Source organism: Rummeliibacillus pycnus, assembly GCF_044359855.1.
Taxonomy (GTDB): Bacteria; Bacillota; Bacilli; order Bacillales_A; family Planococcaceae; genus Rummeliibacillus; species Rummeliibacillus pycnus_A.
The window spans coordinates 378,430-404,418 of sequence record NZ_CP132291.1 but is presented as its reverse complement, the minus strand read 5'-3'; the positions used below and the strand labels follow the sequence as shown (position 1 = coordinate 404,418).

The window sequence follows — 25,989 nt, the reverse complement described above, 5'->3', positions numbered from 1 at the left end:
ATTGTGCTAGCAATTTATTTGAATCGATTTAGCTAAATACGCTAAATCGATTCAAACAATATTGGGGAAATTTTCTTCTGAAAGTACATAAGACATGAAAGCATAGTTTACAAAGTTTAGCTCCTTAGTCGTCGAATCTATTTCATTATAGATAATCTGTAAATTTTAATGGACGACCGCTTCTTTCAACCCAGGGAATCGATAAGAGATCATTTTTTCGGTTTGTTCAATACCTAAGAGTTCACATACGAGTGGTGCAAAAGCCAATTGTGGAACGACTTCCTCGTGAATACCAGTTTCAATTCTAGGGCTGATGATGAAAAGCGGTACATCGCGCTCACCATCAGTGATGCCTCCATGGTTACCTGTTTCACTCATACCATGGTCAGATGTAATTAAAATATGGTAACCTTCTGAAATCCAAGTAGGTAAAAGTTGTGCTAACAAACTTGCCACTTTTAAAATTTGTTCACGGTATTCTTTTGATTCCGATCCGTAGTTTTCACCTTTTACATCAACTCCCATTGGATGAATGTATAAAAAGTGTGGATCATACTTTCTACGTAATGCTTCTGCATCCATTAGGACATGACTATCTGGATAATCATCATCCCAATAAAATGATCCATGTTGAATTGGTTTAGACTCATCATCTTGATGACGGTCTTCAATATAATTGAATGGTGCACGATTATAAAGCTCGCTTACCCAGTAATAAGATGCCGTTGCATTTCTTAGGCCATTTTCTTGAGTAAGATGGAAAATACTTTTCTGTGAAGAAAGACGAACTGCTAGATTTGATGTAATTCCATTCATTGATGCAGGTGTACCTGTCAGTAATACTTCATATAATGGGCGAGAAAGACTTGGAAGCTCGGACTTTACTTTATAAAGTGCCGCTTGATTCGTTTCAACCAGGTGCTGAACAAATCCCAGTGCTTCTGCCCCCTTATCGTATCGCATGCCATCAACAACAATCACTATAACTTTATTTGACATTTACTACTACCTCCTCTTGCCATAATTGTGGTAACGTTTTAGCCGTTTTTTCCCAAGCTTTAGGGTCTTTAATAGGTGTTGCATTTTTGTATTCCTCTTTTGGAATTAATTTATTTTCAACATCTTTTGGAAGTTTTACATTATCACGAATTGGACGGGCATACCCTTTCGCCAAGTTAATTTGTCCTTGGTCACTAAGGATATATTCTCTAGTCGCCATCGCAGCATATGGATGTTTTGCATATTTATTAATAATGGTCGTGTAGCCACTTACTACGGAACCTTCTTTTGGAATGCTTACATCAAATTGTTTACGGTTAATTTGGTTTGCATAACCTAGTGCATTGAAATCCCATAAAATTGCAACTGGTACCTCGCCTTTTTCAATATTTGCCGGTTTAGCATCTGTTAGACTTAGACGTCCTTGCTTGGCAAGCTTTGCAAAAAAGTCGATCCCAGGTTGAATATTTGATTCACTACCACCGTTGGCCATTGCAGCAGCAAGCACACCCATCTGATTCTGTGCTCCGTTCAGAACATCTCCAATCGATACTTTATAATTTCCCTTTAATATGTCATCCCATGATTTTGGAGGGTTTTTTACCAAGTTTTTATTTGTTAAAAAGGCAATCGTTCCTTGGTATCCAACGACCCAATTCCCTTTATCATCTTTCGCCCATGAAGGTATATCTTTCCAATGAGAAGTTTTATACGGGAGAGCCAATCCTTTTTCTACTGCAATTGGAGCAAAAGATATTCCCATGTCACCTATATCAGCTGTTGCATTCTGTTTTTCGGCTTCAAATTTAGCAATCTCTTCAGCACTAGACATATCAGTATCAGCATGTTTTAAATTGTATTTTTTGGTAACGTCGCTCCAAGTTTGTCCCCAGTTTGCCCATGTGTCAGGCATACCAGCACTATTAATTTCCCCTTCTTTTTTTGCTTTTGCTTCAATTTCTCCAATGGTTAACTTATTTGGGTCACTAATTACCGGAGCAGCAGAATCTTCTTTGGCTCCACATCCAGCTAAACCTAGTAAACTTACTCCTAACACCGCTGCTTGAATAGATCGAATAGATTTCTTGCTCCATTTTTGATTCATTAACATTTTCCTCCAATTGGTGTTGTTTTGTGTTGATTGTTTACTGTTTCAGTATAAATTCACAATGTAAAAACCACATTAACGCAATGTAAAAGGTTTGTATATTAAGAAAATAGGATGTTTCCCCTATAGCATGGACTAGAGTGCTTCGATGTTACTTAGCGTAGAGTGAAGAGCGAAGTACACTAGGCGTTGATCGTAGATGAGGAAATCAACAGATAATATTTAAATAGCAAAAAAGAAGCAAGAGAATAATCCCCTTGCTTCTTCTTTCCATTGTTCCTATTAAAATAATAGCTTCTAAACAAATTAGCCGGAATAAACAGTGTCATATATATATATCATCTAGCGATTCGTAGCACTCGTGATAATTATGATGTCCTGTAACTCACTCGTGCGTAACAGTTGTTCTGGGCATAAGTTTTTGCAGTACAAAATAACACAAATTGATTGTTTTCTGATAAATTTATTAGGGTTCCCATAAACGACAATTTTAGAGCCTTATTCGGATAAATCCTTATATCAAGACAGAGATACTTAGGAAAACTTAGGACTAGACTAATGTAATCCAATATGAGCATCTCTTAATACCAACCGTTTTAATTAAAAAACATTGATGAAGATAAAATTTTTTGAAACCAAACGAGCTGTTACTTTCATCTAATAAGTGAAAATGAAAATAACAATGCCTTACCCGAAAGAGTTAACTCAAAGATAAACATACTTTTTAGATTTCAAAATGAGCAAACTAATTTAGGCATTAGGCGAAACAAGGAGTGTTTTGATGGATGAAATAAAGCTTGTCAAAAAAGCTAGAAAAGGTGACGATACAGCTTTTGAAGAGTTAATTTGCTTGTATGAAGATCAACTTTATCGAACGGCATATTTATATGTACAAAACAAAGAGGATGCATTAGATGTTGTTCAGGAAACCGTTTATAAAGCTTATTTATCTTTAGCACAATTAAAAAAACCACATTATTTCAAGACATGGTTGATACGAATTCTTATACATAATGCGAATGAGTTGTTGCGTAAAAAGAAGAAAGTTGTAAAGTTCGAAGATACAAGTAAATATGAAACGATCGAGGAGTCGACTAACCAAACAAATCAAACGGAGCAAAACCTTGATTTAAAGGCAGCCATTCATCAATTGGATGAAAGTTATCAAACGGCAATTATTTTATATTATTATCATGATTTATCAATTCACCAAATTGCTTGGCACATGAATGTACCCGAAGGAACAGTGAAAACGTATTTGCACAGAGCGAGAAATTCGTTAAAAAAATTATTAGAGGGAAGTGATCAAACATGGATAAACAGCAGTTTAATGATGAGATAAATAAAATAGAGGTTCCACAGTCCGATGTTCGTGCGGTCATAAAAAAAGGGATTACCAAAGCACAAAAAGAAAAAACAGTAAAACGAAAATCGAAACGTCTCGCGATTCCATTAATTGCTTCATCTCTAGTATTTGGTTTTTTCGGTTCAGGGTTTGTTGTTCCACAAATGGGCCATGTATTAGCAGACGTACCAATCATCGGGAAAGTTTATTCGCCTTTTCATGATTCAGTTGGTAAAAATCTTGCAGCAAGTAAACTAGTCACCGAATTGAACGAGAGAGCGGTCAGCAATGGTGTTGGCGTAACAATCAATGGTGTGTATTACGATGGCGGGAGAATTAGTGTCACCTTTAAGGTAGATCACTTAAGTCCAAAATCAAATGATTTTTGGTATGATGTAAAAATTGCGGATGGTAGTGACAAATGGAGTTCGGCAGCCCAGTACGATGGCCGAATAACATCGGAAGGTTGCGTTGGACAACTTCTTATTGATTATCCTGACAAAGATCTTCCTAAGCATATGACGTTGCCTCTCACGTTCACAGAATTTAACGGTGTAAAAGGACAATGGAAATTTGATATACCGATTCATCAATTGGCTAACAAAAAAGTGAATATTGGACAGTCTGTACAAAGTGACGAAAAAGATTTAAAAATGAATTTCGAAACAATTACCTTTGGTAAAGGATCTGCAATACTTGACTACAAATCCATTTATTCCTTAGTTGGTAAAAACGATATGACTCGGATTGATAAAGTAACGGATGATAAAGGGAACATAATTGATGTATTAACCTCTGGTACCGAATTCGGTAGAAAAAGGGTGGGAAATAGGATTGAATCAGAAGAACGCTCAACTATTGGTAAAATACCCGAAAACGCGAAGTTTCTCAAGATTTATCCTTATGTTAGGTATTCTGGGTCGTATGTTACGCATCCATTAGATCGCAAGGGTTTTGAAATGAAAAGTACACGTGGTGATGAAACCTTGAAGGTTCACCAAATTCAACAAAGTAAAGGAGAATTAACAATCCAATACTCACTGGATAATATAGATTTAAAACATTTAAGGATTGATTTGGAGAACTTTGGGGAAAATATGAATCTCATTGATACTGCAGAAATTGGTAAGGAACAACCGGCAATGGGTCATTTCGTTAAAGGGAATACGATAAAAGTATTGGACAGCGATAGCTTACAATACCAAGCAACATTTAAATTGGATAGCGAACACGGCATTGATGATTTTAGCTTAGAAAACTATTCTTTAGAAGTCCCATTCTCGATGTTACTACCCGAAAAAAAATTACCGCCAATAACAGTTAATTTAGAGTAGATGTGTATCGTCAAAAGTGGTACTGGGATGGAACTGAACTAGAAAAAGTTTTAGATACCCAAGAATTTTATCGCTTTATATCAATATTTAAAGACATAGCACCTTATCATTTGAAAATTCATCAAGCAAATGGTTGCATTGAAATATTGGATAAAGGAGAAATTCAAATCTTTCAGCAACTTAAAAATGAGCTAAAACCATATTATGAAAAGTTAGATAAGGCATGGTTTAGTTGAATCTCCCTGAATACGATGGTTCGCATTTTTTACAAAACCAGTTAATATCATGACAAGATATTAACTGGTTTTTTTGTCATCAATAAAATATATAGATTTGATACATAGGTATTCGCTTCTGTTTTATTGCCCATTGATAAATATTGTCCATTCGGCATTAACATAAGCTTGATAAAAGCTCTTCTTCATTGGAAACATCAATGAAACCAAGAAAATAAGCACAATTCACCACTTCCCCTATTATTATTATCTTGACTGACTAGCAACACTGTGGTCAAGCCTTTAAATAGAATGAAAAAGATATTAAAGTGATTGATAAAATCAATTACTAATCCCTGTCCCTTCTAAAATGAATTAATAGAGCTTTTAATAAATATGTCAAATATGTCTATGGTATAATTTACTAAATTGGCAGCTTTTTTGCTGTACATATATAGAAAATTTGTAATGAGAGGTTATTATTATGCAAAAAGTAATGGTCGTTGGTGCCTCTGGGGTTCTTGGTAGGTTAGTTTGTAAAGAGGTACTTCGAATATTTAACAATCAAGTAACTTTAGTAGTAACAGATTATCAAGAGGAACGAGGAAAGAAATTAGCAAAGTCTTTTAATAAAGAAGTTCTATTTCAACATTTAGATATAACAAATAAAGAGAATATATCAAAGGTAATTAAAAATATCGACATTGTAATCGTTGTATTAATACAACAAAACCCAGATATTCAAAGAGCTTGTATTGATAACAGTATTACATGTATAGATGTAACTCCGTTCTCTGATTTTGCAAAGAAAATACAATCATTATATCAAGAAACAGAAAAAGATGAGATTTGTTCTATTGTAATGTCTGGATTCTTTCCTGGATTATCTGGAATAATGGTTAAAAAAGCCGTTTCAAATTTTCAAGAAGTAACGGAAGTGAATATTGGATTACTGCAAAATACGAACGCAAAAGTTGGAGTCTCTGGTATTTTAGACATGTTAAAGATCATTTCTCAACCTGTTGATTATTACGAAGAGAACAAAATGGTAAATATACTAGGGTTCACCCAAAAAAGAAAGATGCATTTTGAACAATACAATGAAAAAGAAGTAAGATTAATAAATCATGCTGAAAAGAATTTTCTAAAACAAAAACTAAAGATTGATAAAATAAACTATTGGACTTCCTGGAATAACTATTTTTTTAATAAACTAATCTCCTTTCTAAAAAAACTTGGGATAATTAATACTATAGTTAAGTTAGATAACAATAAGTTCCTTTCAAAAATTGTTAAACATAATCCATCTAAAAATGAAAAAGCTCTTCTTACTGTTGAGGTTAAAGGTACAATCGATAATAAAGAAATGATAAAGACGTTAAACTTATCTACCTTTTCTGATTATCATACTACGGCAATGGTTACAGCCGTATTGGCAAAAATTGCAGTACATAAAAAACTTAAAGGTTTAGTCTTCCCATTTGAAATAATTGATCTAGATGAATTGCTTTCTGAAATAAACTGCAAAGACATCATTCTAAAAGAGTTTAATAGATAAGAAGTTAATTTATGGGGATTAATATTTGTTGTGATAATACTTTGATATTGTAGTAGTAAATGAGGTCATAAAAAGTTTTAAAAAGGATAGATTGATGCAGTTATTTTTTTTGCTTCACTATCCTTTTTGTCATTATTATTCTAAGCTGTATACCCTGTCTCCCTAAAAAGATGAAATCCCCCAAGAATGTTCTTACACCACCTTTTCCTTTAAAAATTACCCAAAAATGGAATTATTACACACTCTATTAAATCAGTTATTTGTAAGGGACTGATAATAACTCTGAATCCCCGTTAATATTCCCTTTACAATCGCTAAGAATATAACGTACTTCTTTAATTTAACAAGAATACTAATCTAAAATGAGAGAAAACAAAAAAATAGTCAACCAAGAAATCAGTTAAAACTGCCTCCTTTTTTGCTATGAACTAAAACATGTACATTGCATAATATAGATATTGATATGAAATATTTATAAAAAAAGGATGATATATAAAATGTCATTGATGTTATTGTGAGTATTTCAATAACAAGAACTGTTCCCCTACCAAGTGGCGGTGAAATCCCAGAAGTCTGGGACGATTATGTATGGGACATTGATCGGTGGGAGAATGACGGCGGTAGAAGTCATGGCCCCTATCGATCCTGACTCCCTATTTGTAAGCTGTTTTCCACTCGGATATAAAACGAACTATCCTTTTTGTCTAATTGGTTCCTTCAATTTCTAACATTTTTATAACTAATTCATTTAATGTTGAATATTGCTGTTACAGAATTTTAATTTCTTTTACAGTTAATTAAAAAGACAGAATCTTTATGGATTCTGTCTTTTCTCATTTTTCGTTAAATTGATTGAATAGAAGTTTGAAGCATCCTATATACTTTTTCCAAATCAATATTTTGTCTCACATGTTCAGCTAATAATTGATAGGCAGCTTCTCTTCTTTCAGCATCTGTCTTTACTTTCTGATCAATGGGAGCAAGTCCCTTTTTAAATCGCAGTTCGTTTACCAATTTTCTTGTAAACTCTCGATTATTAAAGATACCATGAAAGTATGTCCCAATTATTTGTCCATTCTTTGTAACGGCTCCATCATTTCGTCCATCTGATAACGCTAAAAACGGTGAACAATTTTCATTTTCTATAACAGTTTTTCCAAGATGTATTTCATAACCTGTTAATTCCATATCTTTTTCAAAGACATCTACAGAAACTTTCCCTGTCATTTGTACGGTCTTTTTAACTTTATTAAATATGGTTGTCACTGGTAATAATGAAAGGCCTACTGCACTTCCTCCATCCCCTTCTACTGCGTGAGGATCCTGAAGTGCGTTTCCTAGCATTTGAAAGCCACCACATATTCCGAAAATACGTGTTCCTTTTTCGACGAGTTTATGGATAGCTGTTTCAAATCCTTCATCCTTTAACCACTGTAAATCATCCATTGTATTTTTTGTACCTGGTATTATCAACAAATCTGGATCACCTAGCTCTTTTATATTACCAACTAAGCGAACGCCTACTTCTGGCTCATCAAAAAACGGATCAACATCAGTGAAATTAGAAATGCGTGGTAAACGAATCATTGCTATATCAATTGCAAATTCATCTTGTTTTGGCTTTTTAAAACGTAAAGAGGATAATGCTAAGGAATCTTCTGCCTCAATATTAATATCAATGTAAGGAATGATACCGAGAACAGGAATCCCGGTCTCTTTTTCAAGCCATTCTACACCATCATCTAGTAACTCACGCATTCCTCTAAACTTATTAATAATGATTCCTTTAACTCGTGCTCTTTCTGAATCATCAAGAAGTGCTAATGTTCCAATGATTGATGCGAACATACCTCCTCGCTCTATATCTGCAACTAATATCACAGCAGCATCTGTAGCGTGAGCCATACGCATATTGGCTATATCTCGATCCTTTAAATTAATCTCAGCTGGGCTACCAGCACCTTCTAATACAATAAGGTCATATTCATTTTGTAATTTATGTATTGATTGTTCTACAATCGGCATCGCTTGTTCAACAAAATTATTTCGATAACTTGTTGCACTCATATCCATAAAATGCTTACCATGTACGATGACTTCAGAGACCATATCTTGTTTTGGTTTCAGTAATATGGGATTCATATCTGTAGTTGCTACGACTCTAGCAGCTTCAGCCTGTACACCCTGTGCACGACCAATTTCGCCGCCATCAATTGTAACAAATGAATTGAGTGCCATATTCTGAGACTTAAACGGAACAACTTTCAAGCCATCATCAGAAAAAATTCGGCAAAATGCGGTACATATCATACTTTTACCTACATCTGAAGCAGTACCCTGAATCATTAGTGCTTTAGCAGCCATAAGCTAACCTTCTTCCTTTAAAATTCTAACCCTTTTACCGCTGGTATTCCGCTTTCGTAATAATGCTTTGTTGCATCAATCGTTGATACTAAATCAGCTAAGTCTTTCAATTCATTTTTTGCATTTCTACCAGTGATGACAAGATGCATAGTTGAAGGACGATTTTGAATAGCCTCGATTACTTCTTGCAATGGAAGAACATCATCGATTGGAAATTTATCAATAGATAAAGCATTATTTAATTCATCAAGAACTAGTAAATCAATAGAAGGATCTGCTAGTGCAGCCTTTGTTTTTTGCCAGGCTAAACGTAAAGCTTCACGATGTTCTTCTGGTGTCTTAGTCCAAGTAAAACCAATGCCCATTTGTTCCATTTCTACACCGAGTTTTCGAAGGGCTAATGCTTCACCATATGTACGTTCAGGTGATTTGATAAATTGCATATATTTTACTTGTAACCCTCTACCGATTGCTCGTAATGTAACACCAAGTGATGCAGTTGTTTTTCCTTTTCCATCACCTGTGTAAATTAAAAATAATCCTTGACGTGCCATTTTCCATTCCCCTTTTTTATAACCAAGTAGTTTTCTCTTCAAAAGGAACTCTTGAAGTTGCAGGAACTTCTGTGCCTTCTTCAGGATAACCAATGAAAATTGTACCAATTACTTTTTCATTTTCTGGTGATCCGATAAAGTCATGCATGCGTTGATCATGCACTAAACCTACTCCTCTTGTTCTCCAAACAAAGCCTAAATCTAATTCTTGTGCTGCTAACCACATCGAATGGATTGCACAGCAAGTTGCGAAAATATTATCTTCCGTATCATCCGGTTTATCTGGAATTAAAGCGGATGTAACAACAATTGCAACGGGTGTAGTAGTTACTACTTTTAAAGAACTTTCTACTAAATGTGGTTTTGTCGGAAAACGTTGTTGTAAGTATTCGGTTGCCATTTCTTCATAACGTTTCATTGCCTCGCCTTGTATCACATAGAAATGCCATGGTTGACGTAATCGGTCATTTGGTGCATATGTAGCTACTTCTAACAGTTTTTCAATTTTTTCTTTTTCAACAGGTCGATTTGCGTAATTTCGAATTGCTCTGCGCTCTTGAATAGCTTCAATAATCGTCATATTTGATTCTCCTTAAATTAAAATAGTTTGCTTTTCAAACCATTGAATTTTATCTCGTAGTTGAACAACTTCCCCAACTAATACCATCGAGGGATTATGAAATTCTTCTTGAATAACAAGATCATGAATTGTTTCCAAAGTTCCTGTGATCGTACGTTGATGTTCTGTTGTTCCCCATTCAATTACCGCAACAGGCGTAGTTGCACGTTTGCCATTTTCAATAAGCTTTTTACTAATATAATCAAGATTTCCAACACTCATATAAAAAGCAATCGTATCAATACCATTTGCTAATGCATACCAGTTTAAGTGATCTTGTCCTTTCTCTTCACGACCATGTCCAGTTACAATCGCAAAACTTGAAGCAAACTCTCTATGAGTTACAGGAATACCTGCATAAGCTGGTGCCGCAATACCTGCTGTAATTCCAGGAACAATTTCATATTCAATACCATGTTCAACTAATACTTCTGCTTCTTCCGCGCCTCGGCCAAAAACGCATGGATCTCCACCTTTTAAACGTGTAACAATTTTACCTTCAAGTGCTTTTTCAACCAATAAATCATGAATTTGATCTTGGATGAAATGATGTTTACCTGGGGATTTACCACAAAAAATAAGTTCTGCGCCATCTTTTGCATGTTCTAATAATGATGGATTCACTAAACGATCATATGCAATGACATCTGCTTTTTGAATGCACTCTAGGCCATATACAGTTATTAGTTTAGGATCTCCTGGGCCTGCACCTACTAAATAGACTTTTCCTGTAGTCATTGAATCGTCCCCTTTTTTATTAATTTCTCAAACAGTTGTTCACGTTCTTCTATTTGTTTTGTTTTAGTCAATGTTAAAAACTGTGAATCTAGAAGCTCTTTTAAGAGATTACTTTTATGCTTTGAATCCTTTACTTCATCAATAATTTGACGTCTTGCCTTTTGCAAGAATAATATATAATCTTCATAAGAATCGTCATATTGCGCTTCTAATTCTTTTTTTATCTCTTTTGCGAGTTTTGGATTTGCACCTGATGTAGAAACAGCAATTGTCAATGGACCTCGTTGAACCACTGATGGAACTATAAATTGACTAAGCTCTTCATGATCAACGATATTACAAAGCTGATGTTTACTAGCTGATTTAGCTACCAGTTCATTTATTTCTGAAGAATTGGTAGCAGCAATGATCAAAAATGCATCGATTAAATCATCCGGTGTAAAGGTTTTCTTTCTCCATTGAATTGTGTTTTCTTCAGCTAAGATTTGGAGTTTTGGAGATAGTTCCGGGCTAATAACTGTTACATGTGCTTGCGCTTTTAATAGACTTACGACCTTACGTGAAGCAACTTTACCTCCGCCAACAACTACAACAGGTCGTTTTTCTATATTCAACATCATTGGATAATAATTACCCATTTACATCCACAGCTTTCTTCTGATAGTTTTTACAATGCTCAATCCATTGAACAATTAATTGTGGATTGGAAGCGAAGTGGAAATGTGTATATCCTGCAACTAAATTATCATGCAGATAACCTTCTCCTTGCTTTTTAAAACGGCTTTTTGTTTCATAAGCATAGTTGATATTTTCTGGTTGTGAATAGGTTGAATAATGAAATTCATGCCCTTTTGCTTCTTGACCTTCTCCGATTAAGAAATTCCCTTTTACACCAAAAATTTCACGATAACCTAATGCGACTCTTTTGGTTTGCATCTCTATAGTTCCTGGTATAGCTCCTACCATTTCATAGCATTTTCCATCAGTGGTGAAAATTTCCTCCGTCAGGAACATAAAACCTCCACATTCAGCTAATGTTGGAATTCCTTTTGAAATTGCGTTATGTATGGATTCTCTCACAGCAGTTTGTCGTGATAGTTCGTCCGCAAACTCTTCAGGAAAACCTCCACCAATATAAAGTCCATCTGCATCAGAAGGTACTACTTCCCCTTTTAATGGTGCGAAATACTCGATTGTTGCCCCATTCGCTTGAAGTAATTCGATATTTTCCTCATAGTAAAAGTTAAATGCTGCGTCTTTAGCTACTGCAATTTTAACTTGTTGATTCATTTTTTGTTCGAACATACTTGGATGAATGGTAGATAGTTGACTAGTAGATGATAGTTGATATATTTTTTCTACATCAACGGTTGCACTGATTAAATCACCTAATTCTTTGAAGTATGGCTGTAATTCTCCTCGTTCGATTGCAGGAATTAACCCTAAATGGCGACTTGGCATATGGATGTTCTGTTCTTTTTTTAAATACCCAACTACTGGAATACCACATTCTTGTTCAACAGCAGCTTTCACTATTTTATAATGTCCTTCACTTCCAACCTGATTAGCAATAACACCTACTATATTGACGTTTTCGTTTAATAGTTGAAAACCTTTTACAATAGCAGCTACGCTACGAGCCATACTTGCACAATTGACAATAAGTAGTACCGGACTTTTCGTTAATATGCTTATTTCAGCTGTTGAACCTCGATCTTCTATAGGCGATTTTCCATCATAGAAACCCATAACGCCTTCAATAATAGAAATATCTACATTCCTACTGTTTCTTTCTAATATTTCAATAACCGTATTTTCATCAAACATCCAACTATCCAAATTACGAGACGGTCTACCCGTAACTGCAGTATGGAATGTAGGATCAATATAATCTGGTCCACATTTGAATCCTTGTACTTGATAGCCTTTTTGTTGTAATGCAGCCATTAGTCCAATTGTAAATGTTGTTTTACCGACACCACTACCAGTACCAGCAATTACTAATCTATGTGCTGACATCTTATTTCCTCCTAAACTCGTTACATTAATGCAACAGAAATCGTAGTATTGCCAGATTTTTTCTTAACTAGCTCTAGCTTTTCTGCACCAGTATAAATTCTTACGGCCGGTTCACTTACACCGTATGCGCCTGTATATTTAAATACAGTATCTGAAGGTGCTTCGATTTTCTGTGCGTTCAATTCTTCTGGTTTATAATAGGCAAACTCCCAACCATATTTTGAAACTACTTCTAATAAACCAACTTCATCTTTTTTCAATTCAATTGTACAAAGTGCTTTAACACTTTTCATCGAAATTTGAAGTTCGTTTAACGTATCTTGAATAACTTGTTTAATTTCTTCAGCAGAAGTTCCTCGATTACATCCCATACCAATTACAACATTTTTAGGACGGTAAAGCACACCATTTTCAAGAATTTGTTCCTCTTCTTCCGATAAAATTCGATGAGTAATAACGAGAGCTGCATTTGGCTTTGCGTGTAATGCTTCTCGAATGGATGCATAAGTTTTAAAATTTTCTGGTATAGGGCTTTCCAAATGCCACCAATTTGTTTCACCAGATTCTTGTACAATAGCAACTGGCTCCTCATTAACCACCGATGCACTAACAGGAGTTAGTTTTTCATCAGAATCCCATTCCCATCCAAAACGTGAACCAAATAAATCAACTGGAATTGTTTTTTGCACATCTGATGCTGTGGTGATAATAGCACGAGCTTCTAAGACATGAGCAACTTCATGTGTTAATTGGTTCGCTCCACCTAAATGACCTGAAAGCACACTAATTACATTTTCACCACGATCATCTATTACAACAACAGCAGGGTCTGTTTTTTTATCCTTTAAGATTGGTGCAATCATTCGAACTACTGCACCAAGTGAAATGATAAGAATGATGCCTTTATACTGTTTGAAAAGAGTTGGTAGAAGCATTCGAACACTACCTGAAAATAATTGAATATGCTTTGCTTCTTCATCTCCTTGTTCAAATTTACTCATATAGTAAACATCTGAATGGATAAAGGAACTATGTAACTTCCGCGCAAGTTGTACGCCATGTTTTGTAATTGCTACGATTGCATAAGGGTTTTGCCTGTCAACTTCTGGCATGATTCCTTCTTGTAACTCGATCATTGAGGTTTCACACCTTTTCTGAAACCATGTGTAAATGTAGCATCATATAATTTTGAACGATATTCATCTTTTTCATGGATAGCTGGATCTAATGCCCAACCTGCTAAAATCATGGCATGTTTACGAATACCATTCTTGCGCATATCTTCATCTAAATTTACTAAAGTAGTTCTTACGATTTTTTGATCTGGCCAAGAAGCTCTTTGTATAACTGCGACTGGCGTATCATCAGTCCAACCAGCAGCTTGTAATTCCTTCACAATTTTCTTTGTTAAAGTTGCACTTAAGAAAAGAGCGATTGTACAGTGGTGCCCAGCTAGATCACGTAATTTCTCATATTCTGGTACTGGTGTACGACCTTCTGCACGAGTTAGGATTAGTGTTTGAGTTAAATCTGGAATGGTTAATTCAGCACCGACTGCAGCTGCAGAAGCAAATACTGAGCTGACACCTGGAATAATTTCAGCATGAATATCTTCTTTTTTTAGTAAAGCCATTTGTTCCATGATTGCTCCGTACATGGCTGGATCCCCAGTATGAATACGTGCAACAGTTTTCCCTGCATTTACACGGTCAACAATTGTTCCAACCATTTCTTCTAAATGCATGCCAGCCGTTTTTAATACTTCTGCATCAGGTTTTGCTTTGGCGATAAGTTCTTCATTCACTAAAGAGTCCGTGTACATAACGACATCCGCAGTTTGTAAAATATGTAGACCTTTAACTGTGATTAAATCTGGATCTCCAGGACCTGCACCGACAATATAAATTTTCTTCATTATTTACGCACCACCATTAATGTTAAGTATTCTAGCTCTACTCCATCTAACTCATCCATTGACCAAATGACTTCCTCTTCAGAAGTTACTTTTGTCACTACTGATGCTTTATCTAGAAGATTTAAATCTTTTAGTACTTCAATCATTAAGTCAATTACTTTTGCTACTTTGATAAACACGACTGCATCATGGTCTTCAATCGCTTTACGCATTTCAGCATAGTCATCACGTGCCGGTATAATTGCAACATGGTCATCTCCATCTGCTAATGCAATACCTAATCTAGATGCAGAACCATTAAAACTTGAGATACCAGGAACTGTTTTCACATCAACATGTGGGTGAAGTTCTTGCATTAATTTCATCATATGAATGAATGTACTATATAAAAGTGGATCGCCTTCAGTAACAAATGCTACATCTTTGCCTTCTTGTAATTTGCTGTAAACTACATCTACTGTATTACGCCACTCTGCATCTAAGATCGCTTGGTCTTTCGTCATTGGAAAAACTAAACCAAGCATCTCTTTTTCACCCGGCTGAATGTAAACATCAACAATGCGTTGTGCGTAGCTTTTGCTTCCTTTTCTTTTTCGAGGGTACGCAATTACTGGTGTTTCTTGAATTACTCGAAAAGCCTTTACAGTGATAAGCTCGGGATCCCCAGGCCCTACTCCGAGACCATATAATGTGCCGATATTAGTCATTCTTCTCTTCCTTTCGCACTGCTGTAATGATATAAATTGGGTTTAATGGTGAAAATCGGTTCATCCCTAAAATTGGTTTGTTATGAGACAATTGTGCATGTAAGATGCTTGTTTCAAAATTCAATTCTTTAAAGAATTCTAGAGCTTTATATAAATTTTCAATAGTTGCTGCATTTAAAACGATTCGACCACCTAGATTTAATCGATCACAGCAAACTTGTAATAAGTCTTTCATATTGCCGCCAGTTCCACCTATGAAGATTGCGTCTGGATTTGGAAAAATCTCTAAACCTTCTGGTGCTTTGCCATGAATTGCTGTGATGTCTGTACGGAATTTATGTTGATTTTCAATACAATTTGCAAGGTCACCTTCATTTTTTTCGATTGCAAATACTTGTCCATCTCGAGCAATTTTTGCAGCTTCTATTGCCATCGAACCGGTGCAAGTTCCGATATCCCATACAGTGCTATCTTTTTGTAAATGCATTGCATGAAGGCTTAGCACACGAATTTCCTTTTTGGTGATTAAGCCTTTATCAGGACGTCTTTGAGAAAATTCATCATCTGCAATTCCGAGAGCCCATTTAGGTGGTGGTGCAATTCGTTTTAAAATCACAACATTTAACGGAGAGAAAGTACTTGCTTTCATATCTTCCAATGAATACCAGCCTGTTCTTTCGTTCTCACCTTGTAAGTTTTCTGCAACAAATGCTTTATATTCAGTCATCCCAAATTGAAGTAAATACTCAGCAATCGCACTTGGATTATTTTCTGCATCCGTTAATAACGCAATTTTGTCATTGCCATCAATTTTCTGGATTAATCCTTTCATTGACCGACCATGTACACTTGTAATATAGGCATCTTGCCAGCTTTCCCCGATTTTAGAAAACGCCAATTGTATAGAACTTACGTGAGGATAAACTTCTAAATTGATTTTTTTTGATAGATAGCTCCCAAGTCCATAGAACAGTGGATCTCCTGAAGCTAATATGATGATATTTCTTGATTCATTTTGGATAATTTCAACAAGTTTTTTTAAACCACTTTTTACCGTGATTTTTTCACCTTTATAATAAGGAAAGAACTCTAACAATCTTTCGCCACCAATGAGGACTTCACTTTCTTCTATCCACTTAGCATATTGGGGTAGTAAACTTGCTAGGCCATTGTCTCCTATACCGATTAACTTAATCGATTGTGTCAATTCCATCAGCCCTTCCTAATAATTCACCCTTCATCGAGTAAATAGCGGTATCCATTACGAGGCCACCTTTTACATGATTTAATGAGGATGTACAACACGCTTCACATAAATGATCGAAGAACCGCTTATTACCAGTCTCAAGCATAATCTCTCCGACTTGTGAAGCTGTGTTCGCAGCTGAAACCTGTTGAACGATTTCGCTAGTTGCTCCAACCTCTTCTGCTAATTGTGCTAAAAATTCAAAGTTAATAGGCGCACTTTTTGAATGGACCATCATCACGCCTTGTGCTACTTTTGAAAATTTCCCCATCATACCTACTAGAGAAACTCTTTTTATACCCAGTCTTTTACAATGTTTTACGGCGAAACCTACAAAGTCGCCCATTTCTATAAAGGCTTCCTCAGGTAATCCTTCATATTGTTTCATGGCGTATTTTTCACTTCTACCACCTGTTGTCATGACTACATGATCATTTCCGGTTGCATGTGCTACGCTAATCGCTTCTACAATACTTGCCATGTAGGCTGAACTTGAAAAGGGTACAACAGTGCCTCTTGTCCCTAATATTGAAATGCCACCAATTATACCTAGCCTACCATTGAGTGTGTTCTTAGCAATTTCCTCTCCATCTGGAACTGAGATAATCACTTTAACACCTCGGGTTATTTTGAACTCGGCTAATGTTTCTTCTACTGTTGAGTAGAGCATTTTGCGAGGTACAGGGTTAATCGCTGCTTCACCAACTGCTACTGGTAGCCCGGGTTTTGTCACGCGACCAACTCCAATTCCACCGTCCAAACAAATACCAGGTTCATCTTGCCAACTAACAGTTGATACAATCAAAGCACCGTGCGTAGCATCTGGATCATCTCCACCATCTTTGATTGTTTCGCAACTTACTGCTTTGTCAGTAAATGAATTCTTTTCAATTGTAAATGTTACGTCTCGCCCAATTGGTAAATGTATCGTAGCTGTTTCTTGTGCTTCACCAGTAATTAGGGCAGTTAACGCTGCTTTTGTGCAGGCTGTCGCACAAGCGCCTGTTGTGTAGCCATGACGCATTTGCGATGGGTCTTTTTTATTTTTCTTTTGCATTAAGCTTGATCAGCTAAAATTGAAATGGCATTTAATGCTGCTACAGTTACCGTACTTCCACCTTTACGACCTAAATTAGTAATAAATGGTACCTCTGTAACCTTTGCCAATTCATCTTTAGATTCAGCAGCTGAAACGAAGCCTACAGGCATACCAATGATAAGATCTGGTTTTACTTCGCCTTCTTTAATTAATCGAATAAGTTCTAAAAGTGCAGTTGGTGCATTACCAATTGCATAAATCCCACCCTCATGTAAATGAGCTGCTTTTTGCATTGACATAATGGCACGAGTAGCTCCTGCTTCTTTTGCAGCTTTAGATACATCTTCATCAGAAATATAGCAATAAACATCACCACCATATTTTTGGAAACGTTTATGTCCGGTACCCACTTGAATCATTTGTACATCTGCAATTACTGGTTTTCCTGCACGGATGGCTTTAATCCCAGCTGCAATAGCATCTGGATGAATCATCACACTACGACCTAAATCAAAATCTGCCGAAGCATGAATAATACGACGAATGATCTTCCACTCATCTTCTGTAAAATCATGTGGGCCATATTCTTCTGCGATTGTTTCAAAGCTATGCTCATAAATTTTATCTGGGTCAACTGTAAGTGGTTTGAAGTCTGTTTTAAAATCCATTTTATTTCCTCCTAGATAGTTAGTTTTGAAGCTAAATCTTCTATAACTCCCTCAAAACTTGAATGCATATTTTCATATTGTATTTTCGGTCTTGCAATCATAATCGTTTCAATACCACACGCTAGTGCGGCTTCTAATTTTTCATCGACTGATCCTACTTTGCCACTTTCTTTTGTAATCATTAATGTGGCTTTGTATTGATGAATAAGTGCAATATTTAACTCTTTCGAGAATGGTCCTTGCATTGCAATAATATCTTTTTGTTCTACACCTAAAGCTTGACATTTTTCCATATTGTCAAGTCTTGGTAGCATTCTAGCAACCACTCTTGTATTTTCTAAACCTAATAAATGTTTTGTGAAAATTCCTAACGTTTTACTACCAGTTGTCAGCATAATAACGCCACGTTTTTCTCTAGCTAATTTTGCTGCTTCCTCATAGTCTTGAACCATAGTTACTAGTGGGTTACTAAAAGTTTGACTCGCCCTTTCATAGCGAATATATGGAATACCAGAAGCATCTGCTGCAGACAGTGCATTTTTTGAAGCTTCTTCAGCAAAAGGATGGCTAGCATCTACGATTGCTTGAAATTGATTTTCTTTGATAAAATCCGTCATTTGCTCTTTAGTTAAACGACCGATATTTGTTTTTATACCAGCTTCACTTAAACTTTTAGCTGCAGATTCAGTTACGACAGTTGCTATTACCTTCCGACCATTTCCTTCCAGTTTTATTGCTAGCTCCCTCGCATCACTTGTACCAGCTAACATGAAAATCATTTTTCAGCACCAACTAAATGATCGTGGTGGTCGTGATTATGATCATGATGATCGTGATCGTGATGTTCATGATCATGGTCGTGATGATGGTGATGTTCTACAAATTCGGCAGCATTTAGACGATATTGGCAAGTATCGCAATTCATCTTCACTTCACCTTGTAATGATTCAGCAATACGATCTTTTAACACAGTTTTAAGTGCTGTATGATAACCGAAATAATTCGCTAATTTTACTTCTACCTCTGTGTATTTTGATGCATATCCCTCACGCATCTCTTGCATTCTTTCCATCAAAATGCCTGTAAATAAGAAATAAGGAAGCATGATGATTTTCTTTGCACCTAGTTTCACACAACGCTCGATACCTTCATCAACTGTTGGGTATGTAACGCCCATAAATGCACATTCAACTGTTAGCACATCTAATTGTTCCCAAAGCATACGAGAGATTTTGTAAAAATCACTATTTGCGTCTACATCACTACCACCACGTCCGATCAATAGAATGGCAGTATCTTCATTTTTTTCTTCTTTAACGTATCCTGTTTCTGAAAGACGTTCTTTTAAAATATCAAAAATACCTTCGTGGACACCAAGAGGTCTAGCATACACAATATTCACATTCGGATATTTTACTTTTCCTTCATCAATCGCTGCAGGGATATGTATTTTAGAATGACCTGCTTGCAATAGAATAATTGGTACTACATGAATTTCAGTTGCCCCTTTTGCAACGCAAGTGTCAATACCTTGTGCAATATCTGGTGCTGCAAATTCTAGAAAACAACTTTCAACTAGTAAATCTTGATCTAAAGTTGGTTTTAACTGCTCTACAAATTTTGTTACTTCCTCATTACCTGCCTCTAATCTACTACCATGACCTACAAATAAAATGGCCTTCATATTTTTCCTCCTATAATCAGTCCCCACAAGGTGCGGGTTCTATGTTAATTTTTGGTGCGATATCTTTATACACATATCCTTGTATTTGTTTCACTCTTTTAAAATATTTAAATAGTCGCTCATTTGGATGCGCATTTTGTTTATACTCTTGAATAATTTTCGTAATAACATCAACAATTTTGTCAGGCTCAATGCCTTCTGCCACAGGTTGTCCTGCATGAGCTGTTCTTCCAACAGGCTTAGCACCTAGGAACAAATCAAATTTCCCTTTACGATAAATAATTCCTATATCTTCAGTAACAGCTTTGTAACAAGCCATGCCACAGCCATTGAATCCAATTGTTAATTCTTTTGGTAACTGAAGACCACCTAATTTTTCTTGAATTTCCTCTGCATAAGGAATGCCACCTGTTTTTTCACCATCACAGAAATCACAAGCCTTTAAGGTTAAAACATCTCCAATAGGTGAAAGTAAAAATCCAACACCATTTAGTTTTGCAGTAATTGCATCAGGATTTGAAGTTGGAATCTTTAATACGATTTGATGATTCGGTGTATATTCCATGGTACCTTTTTCGCCAACAACCATTGCTAAAGTCAGCATTTGTTCAGGTGTGAATTTTTTATTGGCAACACCAGGACTAACTGCTAATTCGAAAATTTCTTCAAAGTCTTGATAAACATAATTTGTTGTTTTTGGTTGTTTACCAGTAACACGTTTTAAAGCTTCCATAGCCATATTATATGAGCTTACTTTAGGTGATTGAGGTCGTATGTTTTCAACTATTTGGTGCTTCTCATCTTTTTCAATCTTTTCATTTACTGAAGATTGTACTCGTTGAACACCAGTCATTTGATCCATAGCCCAAGGTTCCGCTTCTTCTCTCAAACGTTGATGTGGTTTTAATGCTTGCTTCTCACTATTTAACGTATATTTTCTTTGATAACCTCGTGGAGTAATCATTTTATTGTCATAAAGGAAAGTTGCAGAGTTCCCGATGATGACTGTTGTCAACATACCTATATCGTGATCTAGCATTTCTTCTAGGTTTGTAATAATGATATGTTGACGATCACGATATGCACTTTTCACAAGACCAACCGGTGTTTCAGGCGATCTGTATTGTAGAAGAATACGTTGTGCCTCTACAATTTGGCGCGTTCTACGTCCACTGCGAGGATTATAGAGTGCGATGACAAAATCAGCTATTGCTGCTGCTTCCACTCTTTTAGCGATTAAATCCCATGGTGTAAGGTGGTCACTCAAACTTATCGTACAAGAATCATGCATAATAGGAGCACCCAACAATGATCCACATGAATTGATGGCTGAAATACCTGGGATAATTTCAACTGGCACCCCATTTGCTTCAGTCCAACCTTTCTCGATTAAAACCTCATAGACTAATCCAGCCATACCATAAACTCCAGCATCGCCACTTGAAATCACTGCAACTTTTTTTCCGGCTTCAGCTTGGCGAACAGCTTCCTGAGCTCTTGAAACTTCTTCTGTCATTCCTGTACTGATCACTGATGTTTCATTTGTGATTAAATCTTGGATCAGTTCTACATAAGTTTTGTAACCGATGATAAAATCACTATCCTGAAGCGCTTCCACTGCTCTCGTTGTAATATGTTTAAAATCCCCAGGACCAAAACCAACGACATATAGTTTCCCTTGTGTTGTCATGCAAACCTCTCCTTTACAAATTATTTGTTTTTATCGATTCCTGTAATGGACGCAACCTCTGGATTTAATATCATTTCCCCATTTTCCATACGATAAATTGTATGTTGTTCATTTTGTTGCTCTATACAATCTTTTACAATTTCACGGCCAATATCAGTTGTTGATGCTTTGTACCAACTCCCTTGTGGATAAGCAATTACAATGCATGCATCTTTACAACGACCATTACATCGTGTTCGAGTGGTATGGATTTGTTCGTCCATATCAAGTTGTGCAATTTCTTCACGAATTGCGAGCGTAATTTCTTCTGCACCTTTCTTCATGCATGAACTTCCATTACAAATGAATAAATGACTTTTCATACCAGATAAATTCCAAGTTGTCATATCCAACCTCCGATTAATTAAAATAGGACGGAGAAAAAAGGAAAATAAAAAACCTTAATTCCAAGAATTAAGGTTTAAAAACTAGATTATTCAGAAAATAGCCAAATATAAAATGACATTCTGCTTTTATAGTCTTTACCTTTCCCTCCGAAAAGTATCGTACTTCCGTTTTTAAAAGCAGGTTTCCTGGCTTACACTTCATCTTACTCTGATCTCTTCCCAGTCTTTTTCGACCAGTGAGTTTGTATCATTTCATCCATGTTACAGTAGCGGGGGCTGCATCGGATTCTAACCGATTTCCCTATTATCCCTTTGTAAAATTACAAGAGCACTTTTAAAATAATATGAAATTGTATAATAAAGTAAAATTAAAAACTGACATAATCATATACTATTTCCAGACAATTTAAAATAGATATTTTTATTCATGCACATTTTACAGAACATAAATGTTTAAATTTATGCACATAATTTCTAAATACTATATTAGTTTATCTTTTTTATGACAATCTTTCTTTTGCAAAATTTCTTTGTAAAAAATATAGTAGTATTGAAAATATAACCATGCTAAACTAGATTAGTAATCTAACAATTCAATAAACTTTATGGTGCTAAATATTGAGATTTAGCTGAAAAGGGAAGTTTGTGAAATACAAACGCGGTCCCGCCACTGTAAAGACGAGTTATGTTTTTAAATGCCACTGTCAACGATGGGAAGGTAAAAACATAATGATGACTCTAAGCCAGGAGACCTGCCATAAAGTGTGGATTTGTATCAGCCTACGAGGATAGGTGTGAGAATAGCTATGCTTTTTTTGCAAAGCATTATTTTACTATTCGTTAACACTTCTTCTGTTTGAAGAAGTGTTTTTTTATGTCCTGTTTGGTTTATTAGGAGGTGTATCTCGTTAAGTTACGAACAATTGAATACAAAGATGGAGGAAAGATAAAATGATTAAGTTTAAGAATTTAGTAAACTGGAAGCTAATATATTTCCTATTAGCACTGTTAATCGTGCCAAAACCTGCATTTGCCATGCACATTATGGAAGGTTTTTTACCCGTTGAATGGGTAATTTTCTGGTGGGCTGTTACCATTCCATTTTTAATCATTGGATTCCGTTCTATTAGAAAAACGATTGAGGAAAACCCAGAAACAAAAATGATGTTAGGCTTGTCAGGTGCCTTTGCATTCGTGTTATCTGCATTGAAAATTCCGTCCGTTACAGGAAGCTGCTCCCATCCTACGGGTGTAGGACTTGGTACTGTTTTATTTGGGCCGTTTGCAATGAGTATTGTAGGTTTTATTGTACTTTTATTCCAAGCTTTGTTGCTAGCTCACGGTGGACTAACTACTTTGGGTGCTAATGCTTTTTCAATGGCAATCGTAGGACCACTCATTTCATATGGTGTATTTAAGGGTGTTACCAAAATAGGATTCTCATTTTCTTGGGCAGTGTTTTTGGCTGCTGCACTTGGCGATTTGGGTACCTATGTTGTAACATCTATCCAATTAGCACTTGCTTTCCCATCTGAAGTTGGAGGTTTCTTTGCTTCATTCACTAAATTTAGCAGTATTTTCGCTCTCACTCAAATTCCTTTAGCAATTAGTGAAGGTATTCTTACAGTTGTGATTATGAACTTCTTACAAAAATACAATTTAGCAGAACTAAAAGCACTAAAAGTCTTTAAGAAAGGTGCTGAACAATCATGAAAAAAAATATATTATTAATCGCGATGGTAGTCATATTGGCTGTTCTGCCACTGTTCTTCCAAAAAGGAGCGGAATTTGGTGGATCGGATGATCAGGCTGAAGCAGCAATTACGAAAATTGATTCTTCCTATAAACCTTGGTTCTCAAACATTTGGGAACCGCCAAGTGGCGAAATTGAAAGTTTATTATTCTGTTTACAAGCTGCTATAGGTGCTGGTTTTATTGGCTATTTCATCGGCTTCTCACGTGGAAGACACAAAAAAGAAGATAGTAAAGAAGGCAAAGGTAAGCATGTTACTCATTGATCAATATGCTTATATCAATCGCCTCGTAAAGACGCATCCAGTAGAAAAAATCGTATTATCCTTTTTTCTATTATTATTTTCATTAACCGTAAAAGATGCGCTCATCTCACTCATCACATTTTTTGTAATGAGTTCACTTACAATATTGGTAGCTAAAATTCCATGGCAATATTATTTAAAAATGTTATGTATCCCTGGCGTTTTCCTAATAAGTAGTATGTTTGGTATTTTACTATCGTTTACCCGACACCCTGAGCTTATTCACACTGCAATTTGGCAATTTCAATTGTTCGATTGGTCTGTTTATATTTCATCACAAAGTGTCAAAATGAGCATTCAATTATTCTTTTCTGTGTTAAGTAGTATAAGCTGTTTATATTTTTTAACTTTAACAACACCGGTACATGATTTAATGCAAGTATTAAAAAAATGTAGAGTACCTCAATTATTGATCGAATTAATCGAACTTACGTATAGATTTATATTCGTTTTTTTAGAGAAATCATTTGAAATTTTCCAATCACAAAATTCAAGACTTGGATATCTTTCAATTAAAAGAGGGTTGCATTCTTTAGGAATGCTTATTTCTTCTTTATTTGTCCATGTTTTTCAGCGTTCTAAGGAATTATCAATGGCTATGAATTCTCGTGGTTACGATGAATCTATGGTTTATCTTGAGGATCCTTACCAATATTCTGCAAGAAATTGGGCGATCATTTTTATTATTATTTTGTTAATCATTGCGGTCTACATTCAGTTTGGGGGCATTCTAGTTTGAATGATTTATTCTTTGAAATTCAAAATTTAACACATCGTTATGCTGATGGGACTGTAGCTTTAAATAATTTATCTTTGAAAATTGCTAAAGGTAAGAAGATTGCATTGCTTGGGAATAATGGTGCTGGGAAATCTACATTATTTCAACACTTAAATGGAATTCTGCAACCGACTTCCGGGCAAATTCTTTTTCAAAATCAACCGATGAAATATAACCGCAAATCATTGCTGGCATTACGATCCCATGTAGGGATTGTTTTTCAAGATCCTGATTCTCAACTTTTTGCTGGAAATGTTCGTCAAGATATATCGTTTGGTCCTATAAATCTTGGTTGGCCCATTGAAAAAGTAACTGAAATGGTTGAATGGGCAATGTCTGAAACAGAAGTGTCCACTTTACAAGATAAACCCATTCATTTCTTAAGTATTGGGCAGAAAAAAAGGGTTGCATTTGCGGGGGTGTTGGCAATGGATCCTGATGTGTTTATTTTAGATGAACCTTCTGCAGGACTAGATCCCTATTATGCAAAGCAAATTTTGCAATTACTTAATACGATTCATGAGCTTGATAAAACCATTATTCTTTCTACTCATGATGTGAATTTTGCTTATGAATGGGCGGATGAAATCATTGTTATGAGTGGTGGAGAAGTTATCTATCATGGAGATCCTTTTAGTATTTTTGAGCAAGAGCATCTGTTATTAAAATCTCATTTAGAAAAGCCTTGGGTATTTGAATTGGCACAGGTATTAAAATCTAAAAATGTAATTGATAAAATTGAAGATTTTCCAAGAGAAAAAGAACAATTAATAGCTTTCTTGAAATGAATGTTACCCAATAGCTTCTATTTCAAGTAAAGTCTAAAAGGGCTGCTCAAATAGTGAATGAATAACTCACTTTTGAACAGCCTTCTTATTTGAAATATAAATTTTACATGTAATTTACCATCCATTTTATCCACTTAAAAGGATGGTAAATCGTTACCCGCTACGAACAGGGTCTCAG

At 35.6% G+C, this 25,989-nt stretch carries 26 protein-coding genes and 2 riboswitches; of the genes, 8 read left to right on the top strand and 18 right to left on the bottom strand.

Annotated elements, in window-relative coordinates; translation table 11 throughout:
* Window positions 1–165: 165 nt before the first annotated feature.
* On the bottom strand, window positions 166–999 hold the full coding sequence (locus Q8X41_RS01985; RefSeq protein ID WP_397538592.1) for an alkaline phosphatase family protein: 834 nt from the start codon (window positions 997–999) through the stop codon (window positions 166–168).
* A complete protein-coding gene (locus tag Q8X41_RS01980; protein ID WP_397538591.1) occupies window positions 989–2,104 on the bottom strand; it encodes an ABC transporter substrate-binding protein in 1,116 nt (371 codons plus the stop codon). The genes Q8X41_RS01985 and Q8X41_RS01980 overlap by 11 nt, the downstream gene beginning before the upstream one ends.
* A 784-nt stretch (window positions 2,105–2,888) precedes the next feature.
* Between Q8X41_RS01980 and Q8X41_RS01975 the strand changes: the two genes are divergently transcribed.
* The 4 genes from Q8X41_RS01975 (at window position 2,889) to Q8X41_RS01960 (ending at window position 6,559) form a co-directional block, all read left to right on the top strand.
* On the top strand, window positions 2,889–3,449 hold the full coding sequence (locus Q8X41_RS01975) for a sigma-70 family RNA polymerase sigma factor (protein WP_397538590.1): 561 nt from the start codon (window positions 2,889–2,891) through the stop codon (window positions 3,447–3,449).
* Window positions 3,419–4,786, top strand: coding sequence for a DUF4179 domain-containing protein (locus tag Q8X41_RS01970; protein WP_397538589.1), 1,368 nt, complete (start codon window positions 3,419–3,421; stop codon window positions 4,784–4,786). The genes Q8X41_RS01975 and Q8X41_RS01970 overlap by 31 nt, the downstream gene beginning before the upstream one ends.
* Window positions 4,787–4,788: 2 nt before the next feature.
* Window positions 4,789–5,022: a hypothetical protein gene (locus Q8X41_RS01965; RefSeq protein ID WP_397538588.1), complete on the top strand. Its 234-nt coding sequence runs from the start codon at window positions 4,789–4,791 to the stop codon at window positions 5,020–5,022.
* Between the two features lie 463 nt (window positions 5,023–5,485).
* Window positions 5,486–6,559, top strand: a complete 1,074-nt coding sequence (locus Q8X41_RS01960) for a saccharopine dehydrogenase family protein (protein ID WP_397538587.1) — start codon at window positions 5,486–5,488, stop codon at window positions 6,557–6,559.
* A gap of 843 nt (window positions 6,560–7,402) precedes the next feature.
* Here the strand turns inward: Q8X41_RS01960 and Q8X41_RS01955 are convergent.
* The 16 genes from Q8X41_RS01955 to Q8X41_RS01880 are packed head-to-tail and all read right to left on the bottom strand — an operon-like array spanning window position 7,403 to window position 22,188.
* Window positions 7,403–8,923 carry a cobyric acid synthase gene (locus Q8X41_RS01955; RefSeq protein WP_397538586.1) on the bottom strand — a complete coding sequence of 507 codons (1,521 nt, stop codon included), beginning with the start codon at window positions 8,921–8,923 and terminating at the stop codon, window positions 7,403–7,405.
* Window positions 8,924–8,940: 17 nt separating this feature from the next.
* Window positions 8,941–9,477, bottom strand: a complete 537-nt coding sequence (locus tag Q8X41_RS01950) for a cob(I)yrinic acid a,c-diamide adenosyltransferase (RefSeq protein ID WP_397538585.1) — start codon at window positions 9,475–9,477, stop codon at window positions 8,941–8,943.
* Window positions 9,478–9,493: 16 nt separating this feature from the next.
* Window positions 9,494–10,057 carry a nitroreductase gene (locus tag Q8X41_RS01945; protein WP_397538584.1) on the bottom strand — a complete coding sequence of 188 codons (564 nt, stop codon included), beginning with the start codon at window positions 10,055–10,057 and terminating at the stop codon, window positions 9,494–9,496.
* A 12-nt stretch (window positions 10,058–10,069) separates the two neighbouring features.
* Window positions 10,070–10,834, bottom strand: a complete 765-nt coding sequence (gene cobA, locus Q8X41_RS01940; RefSeq protein WP_397538583.1) for a uroporphyrinogen-III C-methyltransferase — start codon at window positions 10,832–10,834, stop codon at window positions 10,070–10,072.
* Window positions 10,831–11,472 (bottom strand): NAD(P)-binding protein, encoded by a 642-nt coding sequence (locus tag Q8X41_RS01935; protein WP_397538582.1) that lies wholly within the window; start codon window positions 11,470–11,472, stop codon window positions 10,831–10,833. The genes cobA and Q8X41_RS01935 overlap by 4 nt, the downstream gene beginning before the upstream one ends.
* Window positions 11,465–12,853, bottom strand: a complete 1,389-nt coding sequence (locus Q8X41_RS01930) for a cobyrinate a,c-diamide synthase (RefSeq protein WP_397538581.1) — start codon at window positions 12,851–12,853, stop codon at window positions 11,465–11,467. The genes Q8X41_RS01935 and Q8X41_RS01930 overlap by 8 nt, the downstream gene beginning before the upstream one ends.
* A gap of 20 nt (window positions 12,854–12,873) precedes the next feature.
* On the bottom strand, window positions 12,874–13,989 hold the full coding sequence (locus tag Q8X41_RS01925) for a cobalt-precorrin 5A hydrolase (protein WP_397538580.1): 1,116 nt from the start codon (window positions 13,987–13,989) through the stop codon (window positions 12,874–12,876).
* Window positions 13,986–14,768 carry a precorrin-4 C(11)-methyltransferase gene (cobM, locus tag Q8X41_RS01920; protein WP_397538579.1) on the bottom strand — a complete coding sequence of 261 codons (783 nt, stop codon included), beginning with the start codon at window positions 14,766–14,768 and terminating at the stop codon, window positions 13,986–13,988. Before cobM ends, Q8X41_RS01925 begins: the two co-directional genes overlap by 4 nt.
* Window positions 14,768–15,475 carry a precorrin-2 C(20)-methyltransferase gene (cobI, locus tag Q8X41_RS01915; protein ID WP_397538578.1) on the bottom strand — a complete coding sequence of 236 codons (708 nt, stop codon included), beginning with the start codon at window positions 15,473–15,475 and terminating at the stop codon, window positions 14,768–14,770. Before cobI ends, cobM begins: the two co-directional genes overlap by 1 nt.
* Window positions 15,468–16,688: a precorrin-6y C5,15-methyltransferase (decarboxylating) subunit CbiE gene (cbiE, locus tag Q8X41_RS01910; protein WP_397538577.1), complete on the bottom strand. Its 1,221-nt coding sequence runs from the start codon at window positions 16,686–16,688 to the stop codon at window positions 15,468–15,470. Before cbiE ends, cobI begins: the two co-directional genes overlap by 8 nt.
* Window positions 16,666–17,778 carry a cobalt-precorrin-5B (C(1))-methyltransferase gene (locus tag Q8X41_RS01905; protein ID WP_397538576.1) on the bottom strand — a complete coding sequence of 371 codons (1,113 nt, stop codon included), beginning with the start codon at window positions 17,776–17,778 and terminating at the stop codon, window positions 16,666–16,668. The genes cbiE and Q8X41_RS01905 overlap by 23 nt, the downstream gene beginning before the upstream one ends.
* Window positions 17,778–18,428 carry a precorrin-8X methylmutase gene (locus Q8X41_RS01900; protein WP_397538575.1) on the bottom strand — a complete coding sequence of 217 codons (651 nt, stop codon included), beginning with the start codon at window positions 18,426–18,428 and terminating at the stop codon, window positions 17,778–17,780. The genes Q8X41_RS01905 and Q8X41_RS01900 overlap by 1 nt, the downstream gene beginning before the upstream one ends.
* Before the next feature lie 11 nt (window positions 18,429–18,439).
* Window positions 18,440–19,207, bottom strand: a complete 768-nt coding sequence (gene cobK, locus Q8X41_RS01895) for a precorrin-6A reductase (protein WP_397538574.1) — start codon at window positions 19,205–19,207, stop codon at window positions 18,440–18,442.
* Window positions 19,204–20,112 carry a sirohydrochlorin chelatase gene (locus Q8X41_RS01890; protein ID WP_397538573.1) on the bottom strand — a complete coding sequence of 303 codons (909 nt, stop codon included), beginning with the start codon at window positions 20,110–20,112 and terminating at the stop codon, window positions 19,204–19,206. Before Q8X41_RS01890 ends, cobK begins: the two co-directional genes overlap by 4 nt.
* A 16-nt stretch (window positions 20,113–20,128) precedes the next feature.
* Complete coding sequence (cobJ, locus tag Q8X41_RS01885; RefSeq protein ID WP_397538572.1) at window positions 20,129–21,802, bottom strand: precorrin-3B C(17)-methyltransferase; 1,674 nt, start codon at window positions 21,800–21,802, stop codon at window positions 20,129–20,131.
* A 20-nt stretch (window positions 21,803–21,822) separates the two neighbouring features.
* Entirely contained in the window at window positions 21,823–22,188 is a 366-nt protein-coding gene (locus Q8X41_RS01880; RefSeq protein ID WP_397538571.1) for a (2Fe-2S) ferredoxin domain-containing protein, read from the bottom strand.
* Between the two features lie 158 nt (window positions 22,189–22,346).
* A riboswitch (cobalamin riboswitch) is annotated at window positions 22,347–22,539 on the bottom strand.
* A gap of 238 nt (window positions 22,540–22,777) precedes the next feature.
* A riboswitch (cobalamin riboswitch) is annotated at window positions 22,778–22,963 on the top strand.
* A 176-nt stretch (window positions 22,964–23,139) separates the two neighbouring features.
* Here Q8X41_RS01880 and Q8X41_RS01875 point away from each other — a divergent pair.
* The 4 genes from Q8X41_RS01875 to Q8X41_RS01860 are packed head-to-tail and all read left to right on the top strand — an operon-like array spanning window position 23,140 to window position 25,811.
* Window positions 23,140–23,901, top strand: a complete 762-nt coding sequence (locus Q8X41_RS01875; RefSeq protein WP_397538570.1) for an energy-coupling factor ABC transporter permease — start codon at window positions 23,140–23,142, stop codon at window positions 23,899–23,901.
* Window positions 23,898–24,206, top strand: a complete 309-nt coding sequence (locus Q8X41_RS01870; protein WP_397538569.1) for an energy-coupling factor ABC transporter substrate-binding protein — start codon at window positions 23,898–23,900, stop codon at window positions 24,204–24,206. Before Q8X41_RS01875 ends, Q8X41_RS01870 begins: the two co-directional genes overlap by 4 nt.
* Complete coding sequence (gene cbiQ / locus Q8X41_RS01865; protein WP_397538568.1) at window positions 24,193–24,984, top strand: cobalt ECF transporter T component CbiQ; 792 nt, start codon at window positions 24,193–24,195, stop codon at window positions 24,982–24,984. Before Q8X41_RS01870 ends, cbiQ begins: the two co-directional genes overlap by 14 nt.
* A complete protein-coding gene (locus Q8X41_RS01860; protein ID WP_397538567.1) occupies window positions 24,981–25,811 on the top strand; it encodes an energy-coupling factor ABC transporter ATP-binding protein in 831 nt (276 codons plus the stop codon). The genes cbiQ and Q8X41_RS01860 overlap by 4 nt, the downstream gene beginning before the upstream one ends.
* Window positions 25,812–25,989: the final 178 nt, after the last annotated feature.

Coding starts and splice junctions, on each gene's coding strand:
- Q8X41_RS01985 (WP_397538592.1), bottom strand. CDS start 999: ATGTCAAATAAAGTTATAGTGATTGTTGTTGATGGCATGCGATACGAT.
- Q8X41_RS01980 (WP_397538591.1), bottom strand. CDS start 2,104: ATGAATCAAAAATGGAGCAAGAAATCTATTCGATCTATTCAAGCAGCG.
- Q8X41_RS01975 (WP_397538590.1), top strand. CDS start 2,889: ATGGATGAAATAAAGCTTGTCAAAAAAGCTAGAAAAGGTGACGATACA.
- Q8X41_RS01970 (WP_397538589.1), top strand. CDS start 3,419: ATGGATAAACAGCAGTTTAATGATGAGATAAATAAAATAGAGGTTCCA.
- Q8X41_RS01960 (WP_397538587.1), top strand. CDS start 5,486: ATGCAAAAAGTAATGGTCGTTGGTGCCTCTGGGGTTCTTGGTAGGTTA.
- Q8X41_RS01955 (WP_397538586.1), bottom strand. CDS start 8,923: ATGGCTGCTAAAGCACTAATGATTCAGGGTACTGCTTCAGATGTAGGT.
- Q8X41_RS01950 (WP_397538585.1), bottom strand. CDS start 9,477: ATGGCACGTCAAGGATTATTTTTAATTTACACAGGTGATGGAAAAGGA.
- Q8X41_RS01945 (WP_397538584.1), bottom strand. CDS start 10,057: ATGACGATTATTGAAGCTATTCAAGAGCGCAGAGCAATTCGAAATTAC.
- cobA (WP_397538583.1), bottom strand. CDS start 10,834: ATGACTACAGGAAAAGTCTATTTAGTAGGTGCAGGCCCAGGAGATCCT.
- Q8X41_RS01935 (WP_397538582.1), bottom strand. CDS start 11,472: ATGGGTAATTATTATCCAATGATGTTGAATATAGAAAAACGACCTGTT.
- Q8X41_RS01930 (WP_397538581.1), bottom strand. CDS start 12,853: ATGTCAGCACATAGATTAGTAATTGCTGGTACTGGTAGTGGTGTCGGT.
- Q8X41_RS01925 (WP_397538580.1), bottom strand. CDS start 13,989: ATGATCGAGTTACAAGAAGGAATCATGCCAGAAGTTGACAGGCAAAAC.
- cobM (WP_397538579.1), bottom strand. CDS start 14,768: ATGAAGAAAATTTATATTGTCGGTGCAGGTCCTGGAGATCCAGATTTA.
- cobI (WP_397538578.1), bottom strand. CDS start 15,475: ATGACTAATATCGGCACATTATATGGTCTCGGAGTAGGGCCTGGGGAT.
- cbiE (WP_397538577.1), bottom strand. CDS start 16,688: ATGGAATTGACACAATCGATTAAGTTAATCGGTATAGGAGACAATGGC.
- Q8X41_RS01905 (WP_397538576.1), bottom strand. CDS start 17,778: ATGCAAAAGAAAAATAAAAAAGACCCATCGCAAATGCGTCATGGCTAC.
- Q8X41_RS01900 (WP_397538575.1), bottom strand. CDS start 18,428: ATGGATTTTAAAACAGACTTCAAACCACTTACAGTTGACCCAGATAAA.
- cobK (WP_397538574.1), bottom strand. CDS start 19,207: ATGATTTTCATGTTAGCTGGTACAAGTGATGCGAGGGAGCTAGCAATA.
- Q8X41_RS01890 (WP_397538573.1), bottom strand. CDS start 20,112: ATGAAGGCCATTTTATTTGTAGGTCATGGTAGTAGATTAGAGGCAGGT.
- cobJ (WP_397538572.1), bottom strand. CDS start 21,802: ATGACAACACAAGGGAAACTATATGTCGTTGGTTTTGGTCCTGGGGAT.
- Q8X41_RS01880 (WP_397538571.1), bottom strand. CDS start 22,188: ATGACAACTTGGAATTTATCTGGTATGAAAAGTCATTTATTCATTTGT.
- Q8X41_RS01875 (WP_397538570.1), top strand. CDS start 23,140: ATGATTAAGTTTAAGAATTTAGTAAACTGGAAGCTAATATATTTCCTA.
- Q8X41_RS01870 (WP_397538569.1), top strand. CDS start 23,898: ATGAAAAAAAATATATTATTAATCGCGATGGTAGTCATATTGGCTGTT.
- cbiQ (WP_397538568.1), top strand. CDS start 24,193: ATGTTACTCATTGATCAATATGCTTATATCAATCGCCTCGTAAAGACG.